22 protein-coding genes and 1 pseudogene are annotated in these 23798 nt (G+C 72.4%); 6 read left to right on the forward strand and 17 right to left on the reverse strand.

Annotated elements, in window-relative coordinates; translation table 11 throughout:
• Positions 1-21: 21 nt before the first annotated feature.
• The 10 genes from hpnE to NLX94_RS02670 all read right to left on the reverse strand — a co-directional run bounded on the left by hpnE (position 22) and on the right by NLX94_RS02670 (position 10943).
• On the reverse strand, positions 22-1395 hold the full coding sequence (gene hpnE / locus NLX94_RS02625; protein WP_254380895.1) for a hydroxysqualene dehydroxylase HpnE: 1374 nt from the start codon (positions 1393-1395) through the stop codon (positions 22-24).
• 145 nt (positions 1396-1540) lie between these two features.
• Positions 1541-2500 (reverse strand): presqualene diphosphate synthase HpnD, encoded by a 960-nt coding sequence (hpnD, locus tag NLX94_RS02630; protein ID WP_254381210.1) that lies wholly within the window; start codon positions 2498-2500, stop codon positions 1541-1543.
• Positions 2501-2571: 71 nt separating this feature from the next.
• Positions 2572-3555, reverse strand: a complete 984-nt coding sequence (hpnC, locus tag NLX94_RS02635; protein ID WP_254380896.1) for a squalene synthase HpnC — start codon at positions 3553-3555, stop codon at positions 2572-2574.
• 339 nt (positions 3556-3894) lie between these two features.
• Positions 3895-4671, reverse strand: a complete 777-nt coding sequence (locus NLX94_RS02640; protein ID WP_254380897.1) for an ABC transporter ATP-binding protein — start codon at positions 4669-4671, stop codon at positions 3895-3897.
• Positions 4664-5593, reverse strand: a complete 930-nt coding sequence (locus NLX94_RS02645; protein ID WP_254380898.1) for an ABC transporter permease — start codon at positions 5591-5593, stop codon at positions 4664-4666. Before NLX94_RS02645 ends, NLX94_RS02640 begins: the two co-directional genes overlap by 8 nt.
• A 96-nt stretch (positions 5594-5689) precedes the next feature.
• On the reverse strand, positions 5690-6562 hold the full coding sequence (locus NLX94_RS02650; protein WP_374683895.1) for a glycosyltransferase family 2 protein: 873 nt from the start codon (positions 6560-6562) through the stop codon (positions 5690-5692).
• Positions 6563-6597: 35 nt separating this feature from the next.
• Entirely contained in the window at positions 6598-7377 is a 780-nt protein-coding gene (locus NLX94_RS02655) for a CDP-alcohol phosphatidyltransferase family protein (protein ID WP_254380900.1), read from the reverse strand.
• A complete protein-coding gene (locus NLX94_RS02660) occupies positions 7355-8416 on the reverse strand; it encodes an iron-containing alcohol dehydrogenase family protein (RefSeq protein WP_254380901.1) in 1062 nt (353 codons plus the stop codon). Before NLX94_RS02660 ends, NLX94_RS02655 begins: the two co-directional genes overlap by 23 nt.
• On the reverse strand, positions 8404-9156 hold the full coding sequence (locus NLX94_RS02665; protein WP_254380902.1) for a sugar phosphate nucleotidyltransferase: 753 nt from the start codon (positions 9154-9156) through the stop codon (positions 8404-8406). The genes NLX94_RS02660 and NLX94_RS02665 overlap by 13 nt, the downstream gene beginning before the upstream one ends.
• On the reverse strand, positions 9153-10943 hold the full coding sequence (locus NLX94_RS02670) for a DUF5941 domain-containing protein (protein ID WP_254381211.1): 1791 nt from the start codon (positions 10941-10943) through the stop codon (positions 9153-9155). The genes NLX94_RS02665 and NLX94_RS02670 overlap by 4 nt, the downstream gene beginning before the upstream one ends.
• A 432-nt stretch (positions 10944-11375) precedes the next feature.
• On the opposite strand from NLX94_RS02670, the gene NLX94_RS02675 reads away from it, so the two are divergent.
• Both NLX94_RS02675 and idi read left to right on the forward strand, forming a co-directional pair.
• Positions 11376-12695 carry a GNAT family N-acetyltransferase gene (locus NLX94_RS02675; RefSeq protein WP_374683888.1) on the forward strand — a complete coding sequence of 440 codons (1320 nt, stop codon included), beginning with the start codon at positions 11376-11378 and terminating at the stop codon, positions 12693-12695.
• A 150-nt stretch (positions 12696-12845) separates the two neighbouring features.
• On the forward strand, positions 12846-13445 hold the full coding sequence (idi, locus tag NLX94_RS02680) for an isopentenyl-diphosphate Delta-isomerase (RefSeq protein ID WP_254380903.1): 600 nt from the start codon (positions 12846-12848) through the stop codon (positions 13443-13445).
• 45 nt (positions 13446-13490) lie between these two features.
• On the opposite strand, the gene NLX94_RS02685 is transcribed toward idi, so the two are convergent.
• Positions 13491-14045, reverse strand: a complete 555-nt coding sequence (locus tag NLX94_RS02685; protein WP_374683889.1) for an ATP-binding protein — start codon at positions 14043-14045, stop codon at positions 13491-13493.
• 94 nt (positions 14046-14139) lie between these two features.
• Positions 14140-14832 carry an HdeD family acid-resistance protein gene (locus tag NLX94_RS02690; RefSeq protein WP_254380904.1) on the reverse strand — a complete coding sequence of 231 codons (693 nt, stop codon included), beginning with the start codon at positions 14830-14832 and terminating at the stop codon, positions 14140-14142.
• A gap of 125 nt (positions 14833-14957) precedes the next feature.
• Between NLX94_RS02690 and NLX94_RS02695 the strand changes: the two genes are divergently transcribed.
• A complete protein-coding gene (locus tag NLX94_RS02695; protein WP_254380905.1) occupies positions 14958-15707 on the forward strand; it encodes an enoyl-CoA hydratase/isomerase family protein in 750 nt (249 codons plus the stop codon).
• On the opposite strand, the gene NLX94_RS02700 is transcribed toward NLX94_RS02695, so the two are convergent.
• Both NLX94_RS02700 and NLX94_RS02705 read right to left on the reverse strand, forming a co-directional pair.
• Positions 15682-16320, reverse strand: a complete 639-nt coding sequence (locus tag NLX94_RS02700) for a DJ-1/PfpI family protein (RefSeq protein ID WP_254380906.1) — start codon at positions 16318-16320, stop codon at positions 15682-15684. The two genes, NLX94_RS02695 and NLX94_RS02700, sit on opposite strands and share 26 nt — an antisense overlap.
• Before the next feature lie 134 nt (positions 16321-16454).
• Positions 16455-17408, reverse strand: a pseudogene (locus NLX94_RS02705) (GlxA family transcriptional regulator); the annotation flags it as partial.
• A gap of 125 nt (positions 17409-17533) precedes the next feature.
• Between NLX94_RS02705 and NLX94_RS02710 the strand changes: the two are divergent.
• The 3 genes from NLX94_RS02710 (at position 17534) to NLX94_RS02720 (ending at position 21001) form a co-directional block, all read left to right on the forward strand.
• Complete coding sequence (locus NLX94_RS02710) at positions 17534-18799, forward strand: SLC13 family permease (RefSeq protein WP_254381214.1); 1266 nt, start codon at positions 17534-17536, stop codon at positions 18797-18799.
• 74 nt (positions 18800-18873) lie between these two features.
• The gene (locus tag NLX94_RS02715) at positions 18874-20511 is read left to right on the forward strand and encodes an ABC-F family ATP-binding cassette domain-containing protein (protein ID WP_254380907.1); all 1638 of its coding nucleotides are present in this window, start codon (positions 18874-18876) and stop codon (positions 20509-20511) included.
• Positions 20512-20755: 244 nt separating this feature from the next.
• The gene (locus tag NLX94_RS02720) at positions 20756-21001 is read left to right on the forward strand and encodes a hypothetical protein (RefSeq protein WP_254380908.1); all 246 of its coding nucleotides are present in this window, start codon (positions 20756-20758) and stop codon (positions 20999-21001) included.
• 52 nt (positions 21002-21053) lie between these two features.
• Here NLX94_RS02720 and NLX94_RS02725 read toward each other — a convergent pair whose 3' ends face one another.
• The 3 genes from NLX94_RS02725 to NLX94_RS02735 are packed head-to-tail and all read right to left on the reverse strand — an operon-like array spanning position 21054 to position 23581.
• Positions 21054-21842 carry an SDR family oxidoreductase gene (locus tag NLX94_RS02725; protein ID WP_254380909.1) on the reverse strand — a complete coding sequence of 263 codons (789 nt, stop codon included), beginning with the start codon at positions 21840-21842 and terminating at the stop codon, positions 21054-21056.
• Positions 21843-21879: 37 nt separating this feature from the next.
• On the reverse strand, positions 21880-23061 hold the full coding sequence (locus NLX94_RS02730; RefSeq protein WP_254380910.1) for an MAB_1171c family putative transporter: 1182 nt from the start codon (positions 23059-23061) through the stop codon (positions 21880-21882).
• Positions 23051-23581 (reverse strand): hypothetical protein, encoded by a 531-nt coding sequence (locus NLX94_RS02735; protein ID WP_254380911.1) that lies wholly within the window; start codon positions 23579-23581, stop codon positions 23051-23053. The genes NLX94_RS02730 and NLX94_RS02735 overlap by 11 nt, the downstream gene beginning before the upstream one ends.
• Positions 23582-23798: the final 217 nt, after the last annotated feature.

Genomic DNA, 23798 nt, shown 5'->3' on the forward strand with positions numbered 1-23798 from the left:
TGCGTGCTGCTGTGGTGCCGGTCATACCGCCTCCTGCAAGGGGTGTTCGCGGTGGCGGCCCAGCGGGGCGAGCGCGGCGTGGGCCGCGTTCAGTCCGCTGCGGACGGCGCTCTCCATGGTCGCGGGCCAACCGGTCGCGGTCCACGCACCGGCGAGGTAGAGGCCCGGCGTGTCGGTCCGGGTTCCGGGTCGCAGCCGGCCGACGCCGGGGGTGGGGGCGAAGGTCGCGGTGCGCTCGCGGGTGACGAAGAAGTCCCGCACCTTGGCTCCGCGCGCGGCGGGCAGCAGCCGTTCCAGCTCGGGCAGGTACTTCGCGCGCAGCACCGAGACGGGTTCGTCGATGTCCTCGTGGGCGACGGACTGGGACAGCGCCAGGTACTGGCCGCCGTCGGGGAGTCCGGAGGAGTCGGTGCGGTCGAAGACCCACTGGACCGGGGAGCCGAGGGCCGCGAAGAAGGGCTGCCTGAGGACCTTTCGGTCGTAGACGACGTGCACGTTGAGGATCGGCGCGGTGCCGATGTCGAGCAGGGCGTCGGGGTCGGCGAGGGCTCCGGCGGGCAGCAGTCCGTGCGCCTCGCGCTGCGGCACTGCGAGCACGACGGTGCCGGCGTCGAAGGAGCCCTCCTCGGTGGCCACCCGCCAACCGCCCTCCGCGGTACGGGAGATGTCGGTGACCCGGGTGCGCAGCGAGGTGGTCACCCCGGCGGCGTCCAGGGCCTTGCGGGCGAGGGTGTCGTGCAGGTCGCCGAGCGGTACGCGGGCCCAGCCGATGTCGGCCGCGCCGTTCTCGGAGAGCAGGCCGGTCTTGAAGACCATGGCGGCCAGGCCCAGCGAGGACTGCCCGGCGGTGGCGTTGAGCGTGGCGATGCCGACGAGGTCCCACAGCGCCTCGATGGTGCGCGGGGACTGGCCGTACCGGCCGAGCCAGGTCGCGAAGTCCACGCCGTCGAGCGCCGGGTCTGCGGGGTCGAGGCGGCGCAGCGCGAGGGCGGCGCGCCCGACGGAGGCCCGCTCCGCGAGCGAGAGGTGCGGGTAGCGGGCGAGGGAGCCCGCCAGGTGCAGGGGTACGGGCAGGGCGCTGCGGCGCAGCCGGCCGAGCCGGGGGCCGCCGGGGTGGGCGACGTCGAGGACGGGCACGTCGAGCCGGTCCTGCAGGGGTGCCAGCTCCGCGCCCTCGATGCGGTCGAGGAACCACCGGTAGGCGGTGCAGCAGCGCAGGTAGACGTGCTGCCCGTTGTCCACGGTCAGCTCCCCGCGCTTGAAGGAGAACGCCAGGCCGCCGAGGCGGGGCCGGCCCTCCAGCAGGGTCACCCGCAGGCCGGCGTCGGCGAGTTCCAGCGCGGTGGTGACGCCGGCGAGCCCGCCGCCGACGACCACGGCGTGATCCGCGCTCATGCGTCCTCCTCTGTCGCTCCCAGGGACGCCGCGGGGCGCCGCGGGGTTGCTCCCGCCGGCCCCGGACGTCCCGTCGACCCCGGACGTCCCGGACGTCCCGGACGTCCCGGACGTCCCGTCGGCACGGTTCGCCGGCCCGCCGGCATCAGAGCCGCCTCCTGGTGCTCTGGCGCGCGATGGTCCGCGCGTCGAGGCCGGAGAGGCCGCGGACGGCCACGTACGCCTTCTCGTGCGGCGGCAGCGAGACCCGGCCGCGGAGCACGGCCTCCGGCTCGCGCTCGATGCGGTCGAGCAGGCGCCGGTAGATGCCGGCCATGGCCGCGACGCAGGCGCCGCTGCGCCGGTCGAGCAGGGGCAGCAGCCGGTAGCCCTCCACGAACAGGGCGCGGGCGCGCCGGACTTCGTGGTGGACCAGCCCGGCGAAGTCGGCGCCGGCGGGCATCCGGGCGCTCTGGAAGCCGTCGGAGCAGCCGAACTTGGCGAGGTCCTCGGCGGGCAGGTAGGTCCGGCCGTTGCCGGCGTCCTCGCGAACGTCCCGCAGGATGTTGGTGAGTTGCAGGGCGAGACCGAGGGTGTCGGCGTACTCGCCGGCCCGTGCCGCGTCGTGCGCGCCGGAGCCGGCGGCCGCGCCGGGCCCGTTGGAGTGCGCGGTGCCGAAGACGCCGAGCGAGAGCCGGCCGATGGCTCCGGCCACGCAGCGGCAGTAGACCTTGAGGTCGTCCCAGGTCTCGTAGGTCTCCCCGCGGACGTCCATGAGGACGCCGTCGATGAGTTCGTCGAGCCCTTCGAGCGGGATCGGGAAGCGCCGCGAGGCGTGCGCGAGGGCGACCGCGACCGGGTCGGTGTCGTCCTCGTCGACCTCCTCGGCGCGGATCCGGCCCAGCAGGGTGCGGGTCTCCTCCAGCCGGGTCAGCTTGACCTCGTGCGGCAGCGTGCCGTCGCCGATGTCGTCGACCCGCCGGGAGAAGGCGTACAGCGCGGACATCGCCTGCCGCTTGTCCGCGGGCAGCAGCCGGATGCCGTAGGCGAAGTTGCGCGCCTGCGAGCCGGTCACGGCCTCGCAGTAGCTGTAGGCGGCCGAAATCGGTGCGGACATGGCGGACATGGGTGTCGGCACGGACGGCACGTACGGCGCGCCCGGTGCGGAAGCGTGTGTGGGGCCCTCCACGGTCGGGCTCACCCCTTTCTCGGCGCTGTGCGCAGGACGGCGGCCACCTCGCGGAGCAAGCCGCTCCTGGTGGCCTTGGGCGGGCCGGGCAGAACGTCGAAGCCGGCGGCGGTGACGGCTCGCAGGGCGGCGCGTCCTCCTCCCACGAAGCCGGCGAGCAGCAGCCGGAGCCTTCCGTGGACGCTGCCCACGAGCGGCGTGCCTTCGTCGAGGAGTTCTCGCGCCCGTTCGGTTTCGAAGGCGACGAGGGCGCGTACGGACGCCCCCGCGGACGGGGCCTTCAGGTCGGTCTCGGTCACGTGGAAGCGGCGCATGTCCTCGCCCGGGAGGTAGATCCGGTCCCGGGCCAGGTCCTCTGCGACGTCCTGGAGGTGTTCGGCGATCTGCAGGGCGGTGCAGACGGCGTCGGAGCGGCGGATCCGCTCGGGGGTGCTGGTGCCGGTGAGGTCCAGCACGAGCCGGCCCACCGGGTTGGCGGAGAGCTCGCAGTAGCCGACGAGCTCGCCGTACGTCGCGTAGCGCGCGACCCGCTGGTCCTGGCGGTTGGCCTCGATCAGCGCAAGAAACGATTCGGGGGTGAGCCCGTGGGCGCGCACGACGGGCTGCAGGGCCAGCGTCAGGGGGTGGCGCGGAGGCCCGTCGGTACCGCCGAAGACGCGCGCCAGGTCGGCTTCGAGGGCGTCGAGCATGGCGAGCCGGTCGTCCGCGGCGGCGGGGTCGAGGCCGAGCAGCACGGCGTCGCGGCCGCCCGGGGCGAGGTCCCCGTCGCCGATGTCGTCGACCAGGCGGGCGTACCCGTAGACCGCCATCAGGCCCTCGCGCCAGGCGCGGGGCAGGAAGGCGGGGGCCACGGGGAAGTTCTCGGAGCCCGCCTTGCCGAGGGTGGCGGCGCCGGGCCGCTCCTCGAAGAGGGCGCCGGGGTGCGCGGCGTGGGAGCCGGGGGCGTCGGACGGCTCGTGCGGCCGGGGGCTGGTGCCGTGCCCGGGGGTCACCGCCCGCCGCCCGGGGCGGGGACGGCCGTCGTGCCTGGGGGCCGGAGAATTCCCGTAGCCATTGCCGTCACATCTCCCGTTCTACACTGCCAACCCAATACATCCCATTTCGGACACGCCGCCGCACTTTCCCCGGCGGGTATCGGGTTATTCACCTATGGGGGGAATCGCACCCCTTGCCCACGATTGAGGCCTGGTCCAGCTTACGCTGTACAACGCCGCCGGACCTCGACGGGTATTCGCTCCGCCGCACCATGTCGCTCCGCCGCACCAAGTCGCCCGCACGGCATGCCGCGGCCCCCGCCGCCGGACGCGGTGGGGGCCGTCGGTGGAATTCCGTCAGCTGGTCGCCTTCTCGTACGCCGACACGACTTCCTCGGTGGGGCCGTCCATCAGGAGTTCGCCCCGCTCCAGCCACAGCACCCGGTCGCAGGTGTCGCGGATGGACTTGTTGTTGTGGCTCACCAGGAAAACGGTTCCGGCGGACTTGCGCAGTTCTCGGATGCGGTCCTCGGAACGCACCTGGAACTTCCGGTCGCCCGTGGCCAGCGCCTCGTCGATCATCAGGACGTCGTGGTCCTTCGCCGCGGCAATGGAGAAGCGCAGGCGCGCCGCCATGCCGGAGGAGTAGGTCCGCATCGGCAGGGAGATGAAGTCCCCCTTCTCGTTGATGCCCGAGAAGTCGACGATGTCCTGGTAGCGCTCGCGGATCTGCGCGCGGGTCATCCCCATCGCGAGACCGCCGAGGACCACGTTGCGCTCGCCGGTGAGGTCGTTCATCAGCGCCGCGTTGACACCCAGCAGCGAGGGCTGGCCGTCGGTGTAGACCTTGCCCGACTCGCAGGGCAGCAGGCCCGCGATGGCACGCAGCAGCGTGGACTTGCCGGAGCCGTTGGAGCCGATGAGGCCGATGGCCTCGCCCCGGTACGCCGTGAAGGAGACCCCGCGCACGGCGTGGACCCGGCGGACGCCCGGTGCGTCGCCGCGCCGGCGGACTATCTTGCTGAGCGCCGCCGTGGCGCTGCCCCTGCCGGAGCTGCCGGTGTTGACCCGGTAGACGATGTGGACGTCGTCGGCGATGACGGTGGGGATGTGTCCATGCTTGTTCTCAGCCACGGCCGTAACGCTCCTCAGCCTTCCAGAAGTACACGAATCCGCCGAGTCCGATCACGACCGCCCAGCCGATGGCGAAGGCCCAGACGTGGGGCGGCAGGTTCTCCCGGCCGTACCCGTCGATGAGCGCGAAGCGGATCAGGTCCATGTAGATGGCGGCCGGATTCCACAGCAGGAGGTCCGCGATCCACGCGGGCTTGTCCTCGAGCATCACCTTGATCGAGAACATGACGCCCGAGGTGTACATCCACGTGCGCGTGACGAACGGCATGAGCTGCGCGAGGTCGGGGGTCTTGGAACCCATCCGCGCGAAGATCAGGGCGAGGCCGGTGTTGAAGGCGAACTGGAGGACCAGCGCCGGGATCACGAGCAGCCACGACAGGCTCGGGTAGTTGCCGAATCCGATCGTGACCACGAACACGACGATCATCGAGAACATCAGCTGCTGGAGCTGCTGGAGCGAGAAGGAGATCGGCAGCGAGGCGCGCGGGAAGTGCAGGGCGCGGACCAGGCCGATATTGCCCGGGATCGCTCTGACACCCGCCATCAGCGAGCTCTGCGTGAAGGTGAAGACGAAGACGCCGATCACCAGGAAGGGGATGTAGTCGTGCTTGGCGATGCCTTTGCTGGCGCCGAGGATCAGCCCGAAGATCAGGTAGTAGACCAGCGCGTTCAGCAGGGGGGTCGCCACCTGCCAGATCTGGCCGAGCTTCGCCTGGCTGTACTGCGCCATCAGCTTGGCCCGAGAGAACGCGATGATGAAGTGGCGGCGCTCCCAGAGCTGGCGCACGTACGGGACGAGGCCCGGCCGGGCGCCGCTGACGGAGAGGCCGTACTTCCTGGCGAGCTCCGCGGGGCTCAGCCCGGCGTCTTCGGACGGCCGCCTGCTCGTGGCAAGGGTTCCGTCCTGGGTTGTGTCACTCACAAGATGAAACTTTCCGTCTTCATGATGCGGCAGAAGGTGGCATCGGGCCTGAGTCGATCGGTTCGTGATCGCGCCATGGTCTCAGACCCGGACGAGTCAGATGACAGGCGGTCGGCCCAGCCGGGTCAGCCGCCAGACCGTACGCCATTTCATGGGGCGCCGGGGACCGCAGGAAGTGGTCCAGCCCTCCTTGAAGCCGCCGAACCAGGCCTTGAGCGCCGGCCCGGAGGGCTTGCGCAGCAGCGTCAGCAGGAGCCAGACGCCCACGTAGACCGGGACCAGCGGGGCGGGCAGGTTGCGGCGGGCGAGCCACACCCGGTTGCGAGCCACCATACGGTGGTAGACCGCGTGCCGGGAGGGGGCGGTGGCCGGGTGCAGGAGCACCATGTCCGCCCGGTAGTCGATCAGCCACCCGGCGTCGAGCGCCCGCCAGGCCAGATCGGTTTCCTCGTGCGCGTAGAAGAACTGCCCCGGGAGGTCTCCGACCTGCTCGAACACCTTCGTGCGGACGGCGTTGGCGCCGCCCAGGAAGGTGGTGACGCGCGAGGAGCGCATCGGGTCGGAGGCCCGCAGCCGGGGGACGTGCCGCCGCTGGGTCTCGCCGGTCTGCGGATCGGCGATCCGGAAGCTGACGATGCCCAGCTCGGGGTCCTCGGTGAAGGCCTGCCGGCACAGCTCGGCGGTGTCAGTGCGCTCCAGCAGTCCGTCGTCGTCCAGGAAGAGCAGGACGTCCGCGTCGAAGCTGTCCAAGCCGCGAGCTCCGGCGGTGCGGAAGGCCTCGATGCCCACGTTGCGGCCGCCCGGGATGCCCAGGTTCTCGGGCAGCTCGACGGTGCGCACGCCGGCCGCCGGGTCCGCCAGGCCGGTGAGCCGCACGCCCTGGCCCACGACGACCACCTCGACCGGGGCCCCGTCCTGCCGGGCCACCGAGTCGAGGAGCGCCTTGAGCTCGTCCGGGCGGTTGCCCATGGTGATGATCACGGCGCCCAGCCGCAGCGGCGCCGTCACTTGAGCCTGCTGGAGGCCAGGACCGACACCAGGTGCAGGACCGTCTGCAGCATCGCGATGCCCGCGAGCACCGCGACGCCGAGGCGCGAGAAGTACAGGTCGCCGCGCATCTGGTCGAGGACGGCCAGCACCAGGATGAGCAGCGAGGCCTCGATGCCGAGGACCAGGCGGTGGAACTTGAGCGCGGCCGCGGCCCGGCGGGCGAGCGCCATGCCGGAGGAGCGCGGCGTGGCCGCCGCGTCCTGGACCACGGGCTTGCCCGCCTGGTGGCGGGCGACGCCGACCAGGTCGGTCTCGGCCTTGATCAGGATCGCGCCGAGCGCCGCGAGGGTGCCGAGGAAGGCCCACAGCCAGTCGATGCGCCCGGTGCCCCACAGGTCGGAGGCGCGCAGGCCGAAGCCGACCAGCACCGCCGCGTCGCACAGGTAGGCGCCGACCCGGTCCAGGTAGACCCCGGACAGCGAGTACTGCTTCTTCCAGCGGGCGACCTCGCCGTCGACGCAGTCGAGCAGCAGGTACATCTGCACCGCGACCACGCCGAGGACGGCGCCCCAGACGCCCGGCACCAGCAGGGCCGGGGCCGCGAGCACGCCGGCGAGCGTCATCACGTAGGTCAGCTGGTTCGGCGTGACCCTGGTGGTGACGAGGAGGCGGGTGATGCGCAGGGAGATCTCGCGCATGTAGAGGCGCCCGCCCCAGTGCTCGCCGCTGACCCGGTCCTTGACGCCCGCCGGGTGAACGACGGGCCGGAGTTCAGCTACGGATGGTCTTGGCATAGTCGGCGTAAGCGTCCCTGATCTCGGCGGCGGACAGGTTGAGGTGCTCCAGGACGGTGAAGCGTCCCGGGCGGGTCTGGGGGGCGTAATCGACGGCCGCGACGAACTCGTCCACGCTGAACCCGATCTCCTCGGGCAGCACGGGCAGGCCGTGTCCGCGCAGCACCTCGACGAAGAGCCCGGACTTGTCCGGGTCCCCCCGCAGGTGCATGGCGAAGGCCGCGCCGATGCCGACCTGCTCCCCGTGGAGCGCGGAGCGTCCGGGGTAGAGCAGGTCGAAGGCGTGGCTGATCTCGTGGCAGGCGCCGGACGAGGGGCGGGTGTCCCCGCTGATCGCCATGGCGATGCCGGAGAGGACGAGCGCCTCGGCCAGCACGGTGAGGAACTCGTCGTCGCCCACGCCGCCGGGGTGGCGCAGTACGGCCTCGCCGGCGGTACGGGCCATGGCGGCGGCCAGGCCGTCGACGGGCTCGCCGTTGAGGCGGTGCGAGAGCTCCCAGTCGGCGATGGCGGAGATGTTGGAGATCGCGTCGCCGATGCCCGCGCGGACGAACCGCGCCGGGGCCTCGCGGATCACGTCGAGGTCGACGACCATCGCGATCGGCATGGGCACGCCGTAGGAGCCGCGGCCGTTGTCGTTGTCCAGGATGGACACCGGCGAGCAGATGCCGTCGTGCGAGAGGTTGGTGGCGACGGCCACCATGGGGAGCCCGACCCGCGCCGCGGCGTACTTCGCCACGTCGATGATCTTGCCGCCGCCCAGGCCCACGACGGCGTCGTAGCGGCGTCCCTTTATGTCGTCGGCGAGCTTGACCGCGGAGTCGATGGTCCCGTCGACGACGGAGTACCAGTCGGCGTGCGGCAGCACCGGCTCCAGCTTGGCGCGCAGCACCGCACCGGAGCCGCCGCTGATGGCGATCGCGAGCTTGCCGGACGCGGAGACGCGCTGGTCGGCCAGGAGGCCGGCCAGGTCGTCCATCGCGCCGCGGCTGATGTCGACGACGACGGGCGAGGGGATGAGCCTCGTCAGTACTGGCATGCGATCGTCCGGCCCTTGGCGAGGTCGTCGTGGTTGTCGATCTCGACCCACTTGACGTCGCCGATGGGGGCCACGTCGATGGTGAAACCGTCGTTGACGAGCTGCTGGTATCCGTCCTCGTAGTAGAGGTCGGGGTCGCGCTCGAAGGTGGTCTTCAGGGCCTCGGCCAGCGCCTCGGCGGCCTCGGGCTCGATGAGGGTGACGCCGATGTACTCGCCGGTCGCGGTGGCCGGGTCCATCAGCTTCGTGATGCGCTGCACACCCTTCTCGCCGTCGGTGATGACCTTCATCTCCTCGTCGGCCAGGTTCTTGACCGTGTCGAGGGCGAGGATGATCTTCTGGCCCTTGCCGCGGGCGGCGAGCAGGGTCTTCTCGACGGAGACCGGGTGGACGGTGTCGCCGTTGGCGAGGATCACACCGCGCTTCAGGACGTCACGGGCGCACCACAGGGAGTAGGCGTTGTTCCACTCCTCGGCCTTGTCGTTGTCGATCAGCGTGATCTTGACGCCGTACTTGGCCTCCAGGGCCTCCCTGCGCTCGTACACGGCTTCCTTGCGGTAGCCGACGACGATGGCGACCTCGGTCAGACCGACCTCGGCGAAGTTGCCGAGCGTCAGGTCGAGGACGGTGATGCTCTCCTCGTCCCCTTCGGGTCCGACGGGCACGAGGGCCTTGGGCAGGGTGTCGGTGTAGGGACGCAGGCGGCGTCCGGCTCCGGCAGCGAGGACGAGGCCGATCATGCTGGTTCTCCTTCGTCATGTACGGCGGGTGCCCCGGAGGAAACCCAGAAGCGGATGCTCTCCACGAGCACCACGAGTGCCACGAAAACGGCGAGGGCCGTGAGCGCGACGGGGAAGTCGGTGGCGCGCGACGCCAGGACGTAGGCCAGGACCGCGGTCAGCAGCACCCGGCCCTCGTGCCCGCCGATCGTCCGCACCAGCCAGTGCGGGGGCGCGCCCGTACCACCGCGAATGCGGTAGACCGTGTCGTAGTGATGGTAGGCGACCGCCGCGACCAGTCCGAATGCCGCCGGAAGGGCCCCGGGGACGTCCGCCTTGGCGGCGAGGATCAGCACGGTGGTGTACTCGGCGGCCCGGAAGACGGGCGGCACGAGCCAGTCGAGGGCGCCCTTGAGCGGCCGGGCGACGGCCGCGCCGGCGAGCAAGGCGTAGAAGACGGCGGCGACGATCACCTGACGGCTGCCGAAGGTGTGGGCCCATGCGGCCCACAGAAGGGCGCCCGAGCCGATGACGGCCGCGGCGATCCCGGCGCCGGGGGCCATCCGGCCGATCGCGCGGCCCGTGAGCTCGGCGACGGGGCCCGAGTCGGCGAGGTCCGCGAGGGCCTGCGCGGCGCGGTCGGTCCGCTTCGCCTTGCGGGTCAGCGAGCGCAGGACCCGGCCGGCCGTGGTGTAGAGCGCGCCGAAGGCGCAGCCGACGAGCAGGGCGTAGAAGACGATCCGCGGGGTGGTGAAGGCGATGAGGACCGCGATCATGGCCCAGCGTTCGCCGATCGGCAGGATGATCATGCGCCGGACCCAGACCGTCCAGCCGACGCTGTCCAGCTTGTCCGAGAGGGCCGCCGTCGGACTCGTGTTGGCGGTGGCGTCGTGGTTGGCCTCGTTGAAGGCGAAGTCCACCACGTGCCGGCAGGTCATGAGGATCATCGCGCCGAGGGCCAGGGCCCATACGTCGTCGCCGTTGCGGGCCGCGCCGAGCGCGAGGCCCGCGTAGAAGGAGTACTCCTTCGCGCGGTCGAAGGTGGCGTCGAGCCAGGCGCCCATCGTCGAGTACTGGAGCGAGTAGCGGGCGAGCTGCCCGTCCGTGCAGTCCAGGACGAAGGAGACGAGGAGCAGCACGCCGGAGGCCACGTAGCCCCAGCGGTCGCCGGTGGCGGCGCAGCCGGCCGCGATCAGCGCGGTGATCAGCGAGGCGGTGGTGACCTGGTTGGGGGTCAGTCCGCGGCGCGCGCACCAGCGGGCGATGTAGCGCGAGTAGGGGCTGATGAAGAAGGTGGTGAAGAACCCGTCGCGGGACTTCACGGCGGTGCGCAGCCGGACGGCCTCCTCGTCGACGGCGGCGACGGCGGCGGTGGCCGCCCGGCGCTCTTCGACGGTGGCGGGCACGGCGGCGACGAGGGTGCCGAGCTCGGGGCGGTGCACGGGGGTGCCGGCGGCCTCGACGGCGGCGGCGAGCCGGTCCGGGTACGTGCCGTGGCCCACGGGGGCGGACGCGTCGAGCGCGGCGGCCCGGTCCAGGGCCGCGCGGGCTCCGGGCTGGACGGCGAAGGCTCCGGTGACGGCGCAGGCGTCGAACCGCGGGTCGGTCAGCGCGAGCCGCAGGGCGTGCACGTGCCCGACGAACTCCCCGTCCACGACGGCCACCCGCTGATCGGCGGGTACGAGCGCCAGTGCGGCGGCGGTGTCCGACGGGGTGGCCGCGGGGCGCACCTCGAAGCCGAGGGAGCGCAGCTCGTCGGCGAGCGCTGATCCGGGCACCGGCAGGCCGGTAAGGATGACGGTCGGCAGACGAACTCACTCCTTGCACGCACACGGGTAACGAGCGCCGAGTGGGTCGGCGGCACGTCGGCAGAGGCTATCGGATGAACGGAAGCAGGGGTTCACCGCCTGTTTACGCTCCGATAAGCCGAAAATCACGGGCCTGTCGGTCCCGTGGCGATCATCATTGACGATCGGCGGGAGCGATCACAAACCGCCCTCGGCGCTCCCCCTGTTAAGGTGGATCGCAGACGCGTACGAGTTTCGCGTAAGCGTCCCAATCGCCCGAATGTCACCTAGAAGTGACGAAAGAAGAGAAAGAGGTGGGGTTGATGACCGTCGCAGGCGTCGCCGCCCAGCGCAGCGCACTCCGGTACATCCCCCTCTCCTTCCGGGCGTCCGGCCGGGCCTGATCACACCGATCACCCCCGTCGGCCGGAGCCCCCTTTCCAAGGGTTCACGTTGACCGACCACACCGGTAACACCAGCAACTCCCACAGCACCGATTTCAGCACGGAGAGCGACCTCTTCTTCGAGGCGTTCCTCGCGCTGCACCGCGGCCTGCCCCGGCAGTCCCCCGGTTCCGAAGCGACCACCCGGCACCTGCTGTCCCTGTGCGGACCGCTGCCCGAGCGGCCGCGCGCCCTGGACCTGGGCTGCGGTCCCGGCCCCAGCGCCCTGCTGCTCGCCGCCGAGGCGGGCGCTCTCGGCGCCGACGTCACGGCCGTCGATCTCCAGGACGGCTTCCTCGACGAGCTCCGTGCGGCCGCCGCGGCCCGCGGGCTCTCCGACCGCATCCACGCCGTCAAGGCGGACATCGGCGACCTCGACCTTCCGGACGGATCCTTCGATCTCGTCTGGGCGGAGGGTTCCGCCTACAACATCGGCTTCGCCACCGCGCTCGCGCGGTGGAAGCAGCTGCTCGCCCCCGGCGGCACCCTGGTGCTGAGCGAGTGCGAATGGACCGTGGACGAACCGTCCGCCGGAGCCCGCGCCTTCTGGGACGTGCACTACCCGCTGCGCTCCACCGCCCGCAACCTGGCGGCCGTCCAGGCCGCCGGCTACCAGGTGCTCGCGGTCCACCGGCAGCCCGACTCCGACTGGGACGCCTACTACGTCCCGCTCGGCGAGCGGACCTCCGCGGCCGCGGAGCCTTCGGGTCCCGAGGCCGCGGCCGCGCTGGGCTTCGTACGCGAGGAGATCGCGGTACGGGAGCGGTACGGGCACGAGTACGGCTACACCTCCTACGTCCTGCGGCCGGTGACGGCCGGGGACGGCGGCGGCTGGCCCGTCCGCCCCGAGTCCGACGGGGACGCGGCCGCCGTGCACGCGGTGAACTCGACCGCCTTCGAGACCCCGGCCGAGGCCGATCTCGTGGACGCGCTGCGCGCGGACGCCTCCTGGCTGCCCGGCCTCTCCTACGTGGCCGAGGGCCCGGACGGGTCGGTCGCGGCGCACGCCCTGCTGACCCGGTGCGAGGTGGACGGGGTGGCGGCGCTCGCCCTCGCCCCGGTGGCCGCGGCGCCCGCGCTCCAGCGCTCGGGCGCGGGCAGCGCGGTCGTACGGGCCCTGCTCGCGGCGGCCGCGGAGCGCGGGGAGAACCTCGTGCTCGTCCTCGGGCATCCCGCGTACTACGGGCGGTTCGGGTTCGCGCCGGCTTCGCACTTCGGGATCAGGGCGCCCTTCGAGGTGCCCGACGAGGCCATGATGGCGCTGGTGCTCGACGATTCGGTGCCGGTTCCCACGGGCACGATCAAGTACCCGGCGCCGTTCGGGGTCTGATGCCGGGTCCGGCCCGTGGCCGGACGAACAAGTTCCGCCCCCCGCCGCATATCACGCGGCGGGGGGCGGACATGCGCGGATCACCGAAGTCGGGGCAATCCCCATTTGTACGGCAGACTTGAAAGCCGAAGTCCGAAGCGAAGGATGGGTATGCCGACCACACCAGCCACCGCCGCGAACAGTGCGACCACCGGCACCGGCGCTCAAGAACCGATCATGCTCGAACTGGTCGACGAGTCCGGCAACACCATCGGTACGGCGGAGAAGCTCTCCGCCCATCAGGCTCCCGGGCAGCTGCACCGGGCGTTCTCGGTGTTCCTCTTCGACGAGCAGGGCCGGATGCTGCTCCAGCAGCGCGCCCTCGGGAAGTACCACTCCCCCGGGGTCTGGTCGAACACCTGCTGCGGTCACCCCTACCCCGGGGAGTCGCCGTTCGCGGCGGCGGCCCGGCGGACCCACGAGGAGCTGGGGCTGTCGCCCTCGCTGCTCGCGGAGGCGGGGACGGTCCGCTACAACCACCCGGACCCGGCCTCGGGCCTGGTGGAGCAGGAGTACAACCACCTGTTCGTGGGACTCGCGCAGCGGTCCGTGCGGCCCGATCCGGAGGAGATCGCGGACACCGCCTTCGTGACCGCGGAGGAACTCGCGAAGCGGCACGCCGAGGTCCCGTTCTCGGCCTGGTTCATGACCGTGCTGGACGCGGCCCGGCCCGCGATCCGCGAGCTGACGGGCGACACGGCGGGCTGGTAGCCGCCCCGGGGCGCTTCAGGCCGCCTCGGATCGCCCCGGATCGCCTCAGACCGCCGAGGTCGGGGTGGCGGCGGGTGACGCGAGGGCCGTGGTGAGCGGCAGTGCCGCCCAGATGACCTTGCCGCCCGTGGAGGTGTGCTCCACGTCGCAGACCCCGCCGGCCTCCAGCGTGACCTCCCGGACGAGCAGGAGGCCCCGGCCGCCGGTCTGGCCGAAATCGGCCTCCAGCGCCTTGGGGCGGTACGGGTGGTTGTCCTCGACGGCCACCCGTACCCATTCCCGGCCGATGGCCACCTCCACGGCGACCTCCGGAGAGAGCACGGCCGCGTGCCGGACCGAGTTCGTCACCAGTTCGGAGACGATCAGCAGCAGGGAGTAGACCAGGTCCCGGTCGGCCGGCACCTCCTGCCGGCCGAGCAGGTCACGGACCGCACGGCGGGCCTGCGGAACGGATTCTTCTACCGCGGGCGCCGTGAAGCGCCACACTCCTTCGTACGCGAGGGGGGTGGCCGCGACCTCCGGCTCCTCCCCCTTGACTGGCGGGACGCTCCCGCTCACATCCATCTCCCGGCCCCCGTCTTCACGCTCGATCGTCTGCACACGTCAAGAGTGGGGACCGGACCGCTCCGGGCCGGACCACTGACCAGAAGTCAGCATCAATCGGACACTTTCTGACCGCTGGCGTATGACAGAGTCAGTTGTTCGACCGTTCCTGATCTTCTGGGGGCAGCTTCTCGGCCGCCTCGTACGTCTCGGGCGCCGCGGCACCCGCCCCCGCCGGCGTCACCGGAACCTCGTCGTCCCTGACCAAGCCCAGGATGCGGCGGGCTCCCATGCCCACGGCGATCAGACTCAGACCGTCGAACAGCAGCGCGAGGGAGAAGAACGCTCCGATCACGTACAGACTGCTGCCGGGCCAGTTGGCGAGGATCAGCAGGCCCAGCAGGATGCCGAAGGCGCCCTGGACCAGGGTCAGCCCGAGGTGGGCGCCGCGCACCACGACGGCCCCGGCCAGCCGGAACACCCCGCCGGTGAGGAACAGCAGCGCGGCGAACATGGTGAGCGCCTCCGCGCTCGCTTCCGGACGGCGCAGGATCACGAAGCCGGCGGCGATGTTGATCGCGGCGACGATGACGGCGAGCCAGAAGTAGTTGCTCTTGCGGGACTGGATCGCCTGGAGCAGACCCACCAGGCCGCCGAAGAGCAGCAGCCAGCCGAAGAGGAACATCGTGGTCAGGGTGGCGAAGCCGGTGTAGACGAGGCCGACGAGGCCGGCCACCACCAGGAGCGCCCCGAGCAGGGCCATCCACGCGAAACTGCGGCTGACCTTCTTCTTGTCGGCCTTCATGTCCTGTGGACCCGTACGGTCCGCACGGTCTGCGGCCATGGACACGCCACCTCTCAGCTGCCCCCGACGGACCCTCGGACACCGCGACTGCCTGCCGGTCCGCCGAGCTGCCGGTGACCGGTCTTTTGATCATAGGTTTGACCGTCCGGGATAGCATCCGGCGCATGGACGCAGCCCTCCTCTCCTCCGTCGCCGACGGGGTCGCCACCGTCGTGATCTCGCACCCCGCCAAGCGCAACGCCATGACCGCCGCGATGTGGCGCGGGCTGCCGGAGCTGCTGGCCGGGCTCGCGGCGGACCCCGCCGTACGGGTGCTGGTCCTGACGGGGGCCGGCGAGACCTTCTGCGCGGGGGCCGACATCTCCTCGCTGACCGGGGACGACGATCCGCAGGCCCTGGCCGTGGCCGCCGAGGAGGCGCTCGCCGCCTTCCCCAAGCCCACGCTGGCCGCGATCCGCGGGTTCTGCGTGGGCGGGGGCAGCCAGCTGGCCGCCGCCTGCGATCTGCGCTTCGCGGAGGAGGGCTCCTCCTTCGGGGTGACCCCGGCGAAGCTGGGCATCGTGTACCCGACCTCCTCCACCCGGCGCCTCGCCTCCCTGGTGGGCCCGGCCGCCGCCAAGTACCTGCTCTTCTCCGCCGAGTTGATCGACGCGGAGCGGGCGCTGCGCACCGGACTCCTGGACGAGCTGCTCCCGGCGGGACAACTGGCGAAGCGCGTAGCGGAGTTCACCCGGATCCTGGTCACGCGCTCGCGGCTCACGCAGGCCGCCGCGAAGGAGTTCACGGACGGCCGCACGGACCGGGACGGGTACTGGGCCGCACAGGCAGCCGGAAGCGGCGACACCGCCGAGGGTGTCGCCGCGTTCCTGGAGCGGCGCGCGCCCGCCTTTACCTGGACTCCTCCGAAGGCTTGAACGCACGCAGCCGTGCGACCAGTTCGGCGGGTGCCTTCTCGGGGGAACCGGCGTCGTAGGGCGGCTGCGGGTCGTACTCGGTCATCAGCTGCACCATCTGCGCGTACTCGTCGCCCGCGATGCGGCCGAGGAGCGAGAGCCCCATGTCGATCCCCGAGGACACTCCGGCGGCCGTCACGTACTTCCCGTCGAAGACCACCCGCTCCCCGGTGGGCTCCGCCCCGAAACGGGTCAGCTGGTCGAGGTACAGCCAGTGGCTGGTGGCCCGCCGCCCGTCGAGGAGGCCTGCGGCGGCGAGCAGGATCGAGCCGGTGCAGACGGAGGTGGTCCAGGTCGTGGTGGCGTCGACGGCCCGCAGCCAGTCGAGGACGACGGGGTTCTTCGCCTCCACGTCGGGGGCCGGCCCGCCGGGCACGATGACGATGTCCGGCCGCGTCACCTCGCCGAGCCCCCGGTCGGCGACAAGTGCGAGCGCCCCGCTGTCCGTCCTCACGGGGCCGGGGCGCTCGGAGACGAAGACGGTCTCGGCGCCTTCGAGACGGCCGAGGGTGTCGAAGGGCCCGACGGCGTCGAGGGCGGTGAAGCGGTCGTAGAGCAGTACGGCGATCTGCATGGCTCCTCCGGAGCGGTTGTCGGAACTTCTGCTGGAAGTGCTGTCGGGGCTTCTGCCCGGACTCCTGCCGGAGCTTCTGGTGAGACTTCTGCCGGGATCGACCGGGTCCGGGGTGCCGGGACCCGTTGGCGGGGTGGGCCGAACCTGCGGCGGTATTCGGCCGGGGGCTGGCCCAGGGTCTTCACGAAGGCGCGGCGCAGGGCCTCCGGGTTGGTGTAGCCGCAGGCCCGGGAGATCCGGGCGATGCCCTCGCCGCCCTCCTCCAGCATCCGCCGCGCGTGCTCGACCCGTACCCGCTCCACGTACCGCCCCGGCGTCACCCCCGTCTCCGCCTGGAAGGCCCGCGCGAAGTGCCGGGGCGACAGGGCGGCCCGCGCGGCGAGGGCCTCCACGCTCAGGTCCTCCCCCGGGTGCTCCGTGATCCAGTGCTGCACCTCCCGCAGCGGCTCCCGCCGCGCCGTCTGCGCTTCGAGCTGCGCGCTGAACTGCGCCTGGTTCCCGGGCCGCCGCAGGAAGACCACCAGGTGCCGCGCGATGGACAGGGCCAGCTCCCGCCCGTGGTCCTCCTCCACCAGTGCCAGCGCAAGGTCGATGCCCGCCGTGACCCCGGCCGAGGTGGCCACCGGCCCGTCGCGGACGTAGATCGGGTCGGGTTCCACGGTGACGGCCGGGTAGTCCCGGGCCATCCGCTCGCAGGCGTACCAGTGGGTCGTGGCGCGCCGACCGTCCAGCAGCCCGGCCTCGGCCAGCAGCAGGCCGCCGGTGCACACCGACACCAGCCGCTCCGCGGACCCGCCGTACGCGCGGAGCCAGTCCGTGATCTCTGGTGCGAAGTCCCCCGTGTACCTGCCTCCCGGTACCAGCAGGGTGGTCCCGGCGCCCGGGCGCTCGCTCTCCAGGTCACCGTCCGGGACCAGCAGCAGTCCGCTGCTCGTCCGGACCGGGGCGCCGCCCGGTGACACGGTGCGGAGCTCGTACCGCGGCGGTCCGGGGTGGTGGCCGGCAGCGGAGAACACCTCCATCGGCCCCGTGACATCCAGGCTCTGCACGCCGTCGTAGAGGACGACGAGCACGGTTCGTGACGACATGACCTCATCGTGTGCCACCCGCGGCGATGGCCGCAATGACGTCCACCCCACCTATCCGGCCATACGGGTCCTGATGCGATCCTGTGCCGGTCCCCCGCCCTTCACCGCCCGCTCCGGAGCCCGTCCTGTACCCCGCCGCCGCCGCGTGCCTGTCCGCCGTCCTCCTCCTCGGGGTGCTCGCCTTCGCCGTCCTGCGCCCGCGCGGGCTGCCGGAGGCCGCGGCCGCGGTGCCCGCCGCGGGGCTGCTCGTCGTCCTGGGCGTCGTACCGCCCGCCGACGCGTGGGCGCAGACCCGCGAGCTGCTTCCGGTGGTCGGGTTCCTCGCGGTGATCCTGGCGCTGGCCCGGCTCTGCGCCGACGAGGGGCTGTTCAGGGCCGCCGGGGCCGCGGTGGCCCGGCGGGCGGCGGGGCGCGGACCCGTGGCACTGCTCGGCGGGGTGTTCGCCGTCGCCTCGGTCGTCACCGCCGCGCTGAGCCTGGACGCCACCGTGGTGCTGCTGACCCCGGTGGTGCTGGCGACGGCCTCCCGGCTGGGGGCGCGGCCGCGGCCGCACGTGTACGCGACCGCGCACCTGGCGAACTCCGCCTCGCTGCTCCTGCCGGTCTCCAACCTCACCAATCTGCTGGCCTTCGCCGCGAGCGGGCTGTCCTTCACCCGGTTCGCCGCGCTCATGGCCTTGCCCTGGCTGACGGCCATCGGCGTGGAGTACGCGGTCTTCCGGCGCTATTTCCGCAGCGACCTGGCGGCGGCCCCGGAGCACATACCGCTGGCCGGGGATCCGGCGCCGCTGCCGCGGTTCGCGGCCGGGGTGCTCGCGCTGACCCTGGCCGGTTTCGCGCTCGCCTCCTTCGCCGGGGCGAGCCCCGCCTGGGCGGCGCTCGCGGGCACGCTGGTCCTGGCCGTACGGGCGCTGCGGCGCCGGGAGACCACGCCCGCGCGGATCCTGGGCTCGGCGGCGCCGGCCTTCTGCCTGTTCGTGCTGGCACTGGGCGTGGTGGTGCGCGCCGTCGTGGACCACGGGCTCGGGGCCGGGCTGGAGTGGGTGACCCCGGCCGGGGACTCCCTGCCCGCGCTGCTCGCGGTGGCGGCGGTGGCCGCCGTACTGGCCAACCTGATCAACAACCTGCCCGCGGTACTGGCCCTGCTGCCGGTGGCTGCGGCGGGCGGCGCCGGGCCGGTGCTCGCCGTGCTGATCGGCGTGAACATCGGCCCGAACCTGACCTACGCGGGCTCCCTGGCCACCCTGCTGTGGCGGCGGATCCTGCACGCGGACAAGTACGACGGCGTCACCCTCGGGGACTTCACCCGGCTCGGCGTGCTGACCACCGTGCCGGCCCTGGCCGCCGCGGTGACGGCCCTGTGGGCGGCCCTGCGCCTCGTCGGCGCGTGACCCTCCCGGGCGGCCGCCGCACCTGCCCGGCCCCGGGATCCGCACGTGCGGGGCGCGGATAGGATCGGGACATCATGACTGCAACCCTCGTCGCCAAGAAGCTGACCGCCGCGCACGGTGAGCGCACGCTCTTCGCCGATCTCGACCTCGTCGTCGCGCCCGGCGACGTCATCGGCCTCGTCGGCGTCAACGGCGCCGGGAAGTCCACCCTGCTGCGGATGCTCGCCGGGCTGGACGCCCCCGAGACCGGCGAGCTGCGCCTCTCCCCGCCCGGCGCCGCCGTCGGGCACCTGCCGCAGGAGCCGGAGCGGCGCCCCGGCGAGTCGATCCGCGAGTTCCTGGCCCGCCGTACGGGTGTGGCAGCGGCGCAGGCCGAGCTCGACGCGGCGACGCAGGGTCTCGTGGACGGCACCCCCGGCGCGGACGACGCGTACGCGGACGCCCTCGACCGGTGGCTGAACCTCGGCGGGGCCGACCTCGACGAGCGGGCCGTGCAGGTGGCCGACGACCTGGGGCTGTCCGTCGGCCTCGACCTGCCGATGACCGCGCTGTCCGGCGGCCAGGCCGCCCGCGCCGGCCTCGCCTCGCTGCTGCTGTCCCGCTACGACGTCTTCCTGCTCGACGAGCCCACCAACGACCTGGACCTCGAAGGTCTGGAGCGTCTGGAGCAGTTCGTGAAGGGACTGCGCGCCGGCACCGTCGTCATCAGCCACGACCGCGAGTTCCTCACGCGCACCGTCACCAAGGTCCTCGAACTGGACCTGGCGCAGCAGCAGATCAACCTCTACGGCGGCGGCTACGACGCCTACCTGGCGGAGCGCGAGCGAGCCCGCACCCATGCCCGCGAGGAGTACGACGAGTACTCCGACAAGCGCTCGGCCCTGGAGGACCGGGCCGCGATGCAGCGCGGCTGGAGCGACAAGGGCGTCAAGAACGCCAAGCGCAAGTCCACCGACAACGACAAGTCCGCCAGGAAGGCCGCCGCCGACGCGAGCGAGAAGCAGGCCTCCAAGGCCCGCCAGACGCAGCGCGCGATCGAGCGGCTCGAAGTGGTCGAGGAGCCGCGCAAGGAGTGGGAGCTGCGCATGGAGATCGCGGCGGCCCCGCGCTCCGGCTCGGTGGTGGCCACCCTGCGCGAAGCGGTCGTCCAGCGGGGAGACTTCGCCTTCGGGCCGGCGAGCCTGCAGATCGACTGGGCGGACCGGGTCGCCATCACCGGCGCCAACGGAGCGGGCAAGTCGACCCTGTTGGCCGTCCTCCTGGGCCGCCTCGCCCCGGACTCCGGCTCCGCCACCCTCGGCTCGGGCGTCCGGGTCGGCGAAGTCGACCAGGCCCGCGGCCTGTTCCTCGGCGACGAGTCGCTCATCGACGCCTTCTGCGCCGCCGTGCCCGATACCGAGCCCGCCGAAGTCCGCACTCTGCTGGCCAAGTTCGGCCTGAAGGCGGCGCACGTGACCCGCCCGGCGGCCACCCTCTCCCCCGGCGAGCGCACCCGGGCGGCCCTGGCGCTGCTCCAGGGGCGCGGGGTGAACCTGCTGGTGCTGGACGAGCCGACGAACCACCTCGACCTGCCGGCCATCGAGCAGCTGGAGTCCGCCCTGGAGGCCTACGAGGGCACCCTGCTGCTGGTCACCCACGACCGCCGGATGCTCGACGCGGTCCAGGTCACCCGCCGCATGCACGTCGCGGACGGCAAGGTCACCGAGCTCTAGCGCCGAGCCCCGCCCGAGATGCCGACCCGCCCGGGCACGACTAGCCTTTGTGGGTGAGAGCCGCAACCGCGGAGCACGCCCCCATGGCCGGCCGTTCCATGCCGCCCGGGTGGGCTGACTTGTGCTTCCGCATTTTCGGCGGCCCTGTATCCGATCCGCGTCGCGCGTACCCGTACGCGGTCCGCGGTTCCGTCCTTCAGACCTCGGAGAGGTTCGAGGAGGGTGGAAGGAAAGGGAAATTCTCATGTTCGCAACGAGAGCCAAGCGCCTCTTCGTGGTCTCCGCGGCCGGTCTCCTGATGGCCGGCGGGGCCGCGCTGGGTACGGCGGGCACCGCCTCGGCGGCGACCCCGGCCCAGCAGGTGAGCTACGTCGCCGGTGGCTGGGACCACGACGACAACGGCCACCACGGCGGCTGGTGGGACGACGATGACGACTACGGCTACGGAGGCCACGGAGGCTACGGAGGTCACCACCGCGGCGGCTGCTGAACGCCGTTCAACCCAGGCGTGCGCGACCCTGCCACAGGGCCGCGCACGCGCGTCAGCTCCCGTCCGGCCGCTCCGCCGGGGCCCGCCTCGTGCGGGCCATCTTCCGGGCCACGAAGGTCCTCGGGAGGTGCCGGGCGGCCACGGCGTACGCCCGGTAGCGTCGGCCCGTGATGCTCACCGGGCGGCGCCGGGCCAGGTCCTTCAGAGCCTGGGCCACCACGTCCTCGGGCTCCAGCCACACCGCGTCGCGCAGGGCGCTGACGTCCATCCCGGCGCGCTCCTGGAACTCGGTGCGGGTGAATCCCGGCACCACCGCCAGCACGCGGACCCCGTACGGCTCCATGTCCACGCGCAGCGACTCGCTGAAGGCCGTGATCCAGGCCTTCGCGGCGCCGTAGGTGCCGGTCGGCAGCAGTCCGGCCACCGAGGAGACGTTGAGCACGGCGCCGCGGCGCCGCTCGCGCAGGCCCGGGAGGACCGCGTGGGTGAGCCGGAGCGGCACCTTGACCAGCAGGTCGAGCATCCGCTCCTCGTCCTCGACGGGGCTGTACGGGAAGGGCGCGGGGAGTCCGAAGCCGGCGTTGTTGACCAGGATGTCTACGGGCCGGGCCCGGTCGGCGAGCCGCTCGGCGACGGCTCCCAGCCCGCCCGCGTCGAGCAGGTCGGCGGGCAGCACCTCGCAGACGGAGCCGAACTCCCGGGCCAGGTCCGCGGCGACGGCTTCGAGGCGGCCCTTGTCGCGGGCGACGAGGACGAGGTCGCAGCCCTTGGCGGCGAAGCCGCGGGCGAAGGCCGCGCCCAGTCCGGCGCTGGCCCCTGTGATCAGTACGGTGGTGGTCAAGAGACGTTCACTTCCTGGCGGTTGAGCGTGTGGTGCCTCACGCGGTGAATCCGGCGGTGGCCGGGGAGGCGTAGGCCCGGGCCACGTCGACGAGGAAGCGGGCCTCGCCCTCCAGGTCCCCTCCCTCGGCCGAGGTCTGGAGGGCCGCGGGCAGCTCCAGGGCGTTCTCGTCGGAGCGCTGTTGCGGGATCCCGGCCAGCTTCGCCTGCCGCGCCTCCTTCAGTACGCAGGCCAGCGCGGCCGCACTGGCCCGCTGTTCGGGTACTCCGCTGCCGGCCACGTGGCCGCGCGCGAGCTCCGGCACGCCGGGGGCGACGTACTCCCCCAGGATCAGGATGGCGTCGCGGGTCTCGATGACCTTGCGGTAGACGAGGAGGTTGCGCGGGACCGGCGGCCACAGCAGTTCCAGCACCCGGCCGGCGCGCGGCTCGTTGAGGGCGACGTGCGGGACGGCGTGGACCAGGTCGCGCCAGAGCGGCCACAGCCGCCAGGCGGTGGCGGTGTCGGCGGCCGTGCGGCGCAGGGCGAACAGCGTCGGGACGAGGATGGCCGCGGCACGGAGCAGTCCGTGCACGTTCATCAGCAGCGGGTTCGCGGGCAGTGCCCAGGTGGAGCCGAACAGCGCCTTGAGCAGGTACACGAACCAGAACACCCCGGCGAGCGCGGTGCCGAGGCCGAACAGCAGCAGGCCGGCGGCGAGGCCCCGGCTCTCGGCGCGCCGGCTGTAGCGCCAGCAGACCAGTACGCAGACGGTGTTGGCGATCAGGTGGGCGGAGATCAGGACCAGCCAGTACGCGAGGGAGGGCACCGGGTCGCCCGTGGGCGGGATGGTGTGCGTGCCGTGGTCGGGGGCGGCCGCGTCCAGTGCGACGAGCACGGCCAGCCAGAGGAGGGTGCCGGCGCCCGAGGCGATCTGGAGCCGGCGGCCCCGGGTGGCGGAGGCCACGAAGTAGAGCACGGCGCCGGCCGAGAGGACGCCGATGAGGTTGCGGACCAGCCCGATGGCGTGGGCGTAGCCCGGGTCGCGGCCCATGGCGTAGGCGACGACGTCGGGGAGGTTCAGGGTCATCGCGGCCGCGGCGGTGGCGACGGCGAGCCACAGGCCCCGCTGGTGCGGGGCGCGCAGGGCGCCGGGCGCGCGGAGCAGGACGGCGACCCAGAGGCAGACGACGCCGGGGACGGCGAGCGCGTCGCCGAAGGCGATCAGATCAGAGGCCACGGTGGACCGGCCCCCGCCCGCGCCGCTCGTAGCCCATCGCGGACTCCAGCCGGGCGAGGGTGCTCCCGCCTCCGGCGCCGTGGCCGAGGTGCGGGCCTCGGGTCCCGGTGCGGGTGCGGATCATGCTGGCGAGCATCTCCGCCTCCCGCTCCTGGCGGGTGGTGTAGTTGGTGCGTCCAAGCACGGTGGGGACGGATCCCGCGGAGGAGTCCCCGGCCGGGGCTTCCAGGGAGTGGTGGCCGAAGAGGATGTGGCCGATCTCGTGGAGCACGATGTGCTCCCGATGGAGCAGGGTGGTCTGGGCCTCGTAGAAGACGTAGTCCACGTCGGCGGTGCCGACCCACAGTCCGCACACTCCGGACTCCGCGGCCTCCTTGGGCAGCGGGTGGAGCCGGATGGGGCGGCCCCGTTGCTCGGCTATCCGCTCGCACAGTCCGTCGAGCGAGAAGGGGTGGGTCAGTTCAAGACGGCCGAGAATCGCCTCGCACCGCTTGCGCAGACTGGGTTGAGGGTGGCGCATGTGTTCCCTCTTCGGACCCTTTCTCGGGCAACGATGGTAGGCGTGCGTGGGCTGGAGCATGGCGTCCTTAGCCTTCAAAGCGACCTCGGGAGTGCGGTCCTGAGGGGGAAAGCGGAAACCCGTTCGCCGAAAGACGAACGGGCGTTCCGTCATCCCTACAGATCATGCGGATGAGTTGGCAAGGTTTGTCCCCATGTCGGGTACCTATTCAGCCAAT

The sequence above is a fragment of the Streptomyces sp. TBY4 genome, from assembly GCF_024213195.1.
Classification (GTDB): domain Bacteria; phylum Actinomycetota; class Actinomycetes; order Streptomycetales; family Streptomycetaceae; genus Streptomyces.

What these genes read in the sequence shown, in the direction of transcription:
- hpnE (WP_254380895.1), bottom strand. Translation starts at nt 1,395, where the DNA reads ATGAGCGCGGATCACGCCGTGGTCGTCGGCGGCGGGCTCGCCGGCGTC.
- NLX94_RS02660 (WP_254380901.1), bottom strand. Translation starts at nt 8,416, where the DNA reads ATGCCAGTACTGACGAGGCTCATCCCCTCGCCCGTCGTCGTCGACATC.
- NLX94_RS02690 (WP_254380904.1), bottom strand. Translation starts at nt 14,832, where the DNA reads ATGGCCGCAGACCGTGCGGACCGTACGGGTCCACAGGACATGAAGGCC.
- NLX94_RS02720 (WP_254380908.1), top strand. Translation starts at nt 20,756, where the DNA reads ATGTTCGCAACGAGAGCCAAGCGCCTCTTCGTGGTCTCCGCGGCCGGT.
- hpnD (WP_254381210.1), bottom strand. Translation starts at nt 2,500, where the DNA reads ATGTCCGCCATGTCCGCACCGATTTCGGCCGCCTACAGCTACTGCGAG.
- NLX94_RS02735 (WP_254380911.1), bottom strand. Translation starts at nt 23,581, where the DNA reads ATGCGCCACCCTCAACCCAGTCTGCGCAAGCGGTGCGAGGCGATTCTC.
- NLX94_RS02655 (WP_254380900.1), bottom strand. Translation starts at nt 7,377, where the DNA reads ATGCCAAGACCATCCGTAGCTGAACTCCGGCCCGTCGTTCACCCGGCG.
- NLX94_RS02715 (WP_254380907.1), top strand. Translation starts at nt 18,874, where the DNA reads ATGACTGCAACCCTCGTCGCCAAGAAGCTGACCGCCGCGCACGGTGAG.
- idi (WP_254380903.1), top strand. Translation starts at nt 12,846, where the DNA reads ATGCCGACCACACCAGCCACCGCCGCGAACAGTGCGACCACCGGCACC.
- NLX94_RS02665 (WP_254380902.1), bottom strand. Translation starts at nt 9,156, where the DNA reads ATGATCGGCCTCGTCCTCGCTGCCGGAGCCGGACGCCGCCTGCGTCCC.
- NLX94_RS02650 (WP_374683895.1), bottom strand. Translation starts at nt 6,562, where the DNA reads ATGGGCAACCGCCCGGACGAGCTCAAGGCGCTCCTCGACTCGGTGGCC.
- NLX94_RS02695 (WP_254380905.1), top strand. Translation starts at nt 14,958, where the DNA reads ATGGACGCAGCCCTCCTCTCCTCCGTCGCCGACGGGGTCGCCACCGTC.
- NLX94_RS02700 (WP_254380906.1), bottom strand. Translation starts at nt 16,320, where the DNA reads ATGCAGATCGCCGTACTGCTCTACGACCGCTTCACCGCCCTCGACGCC.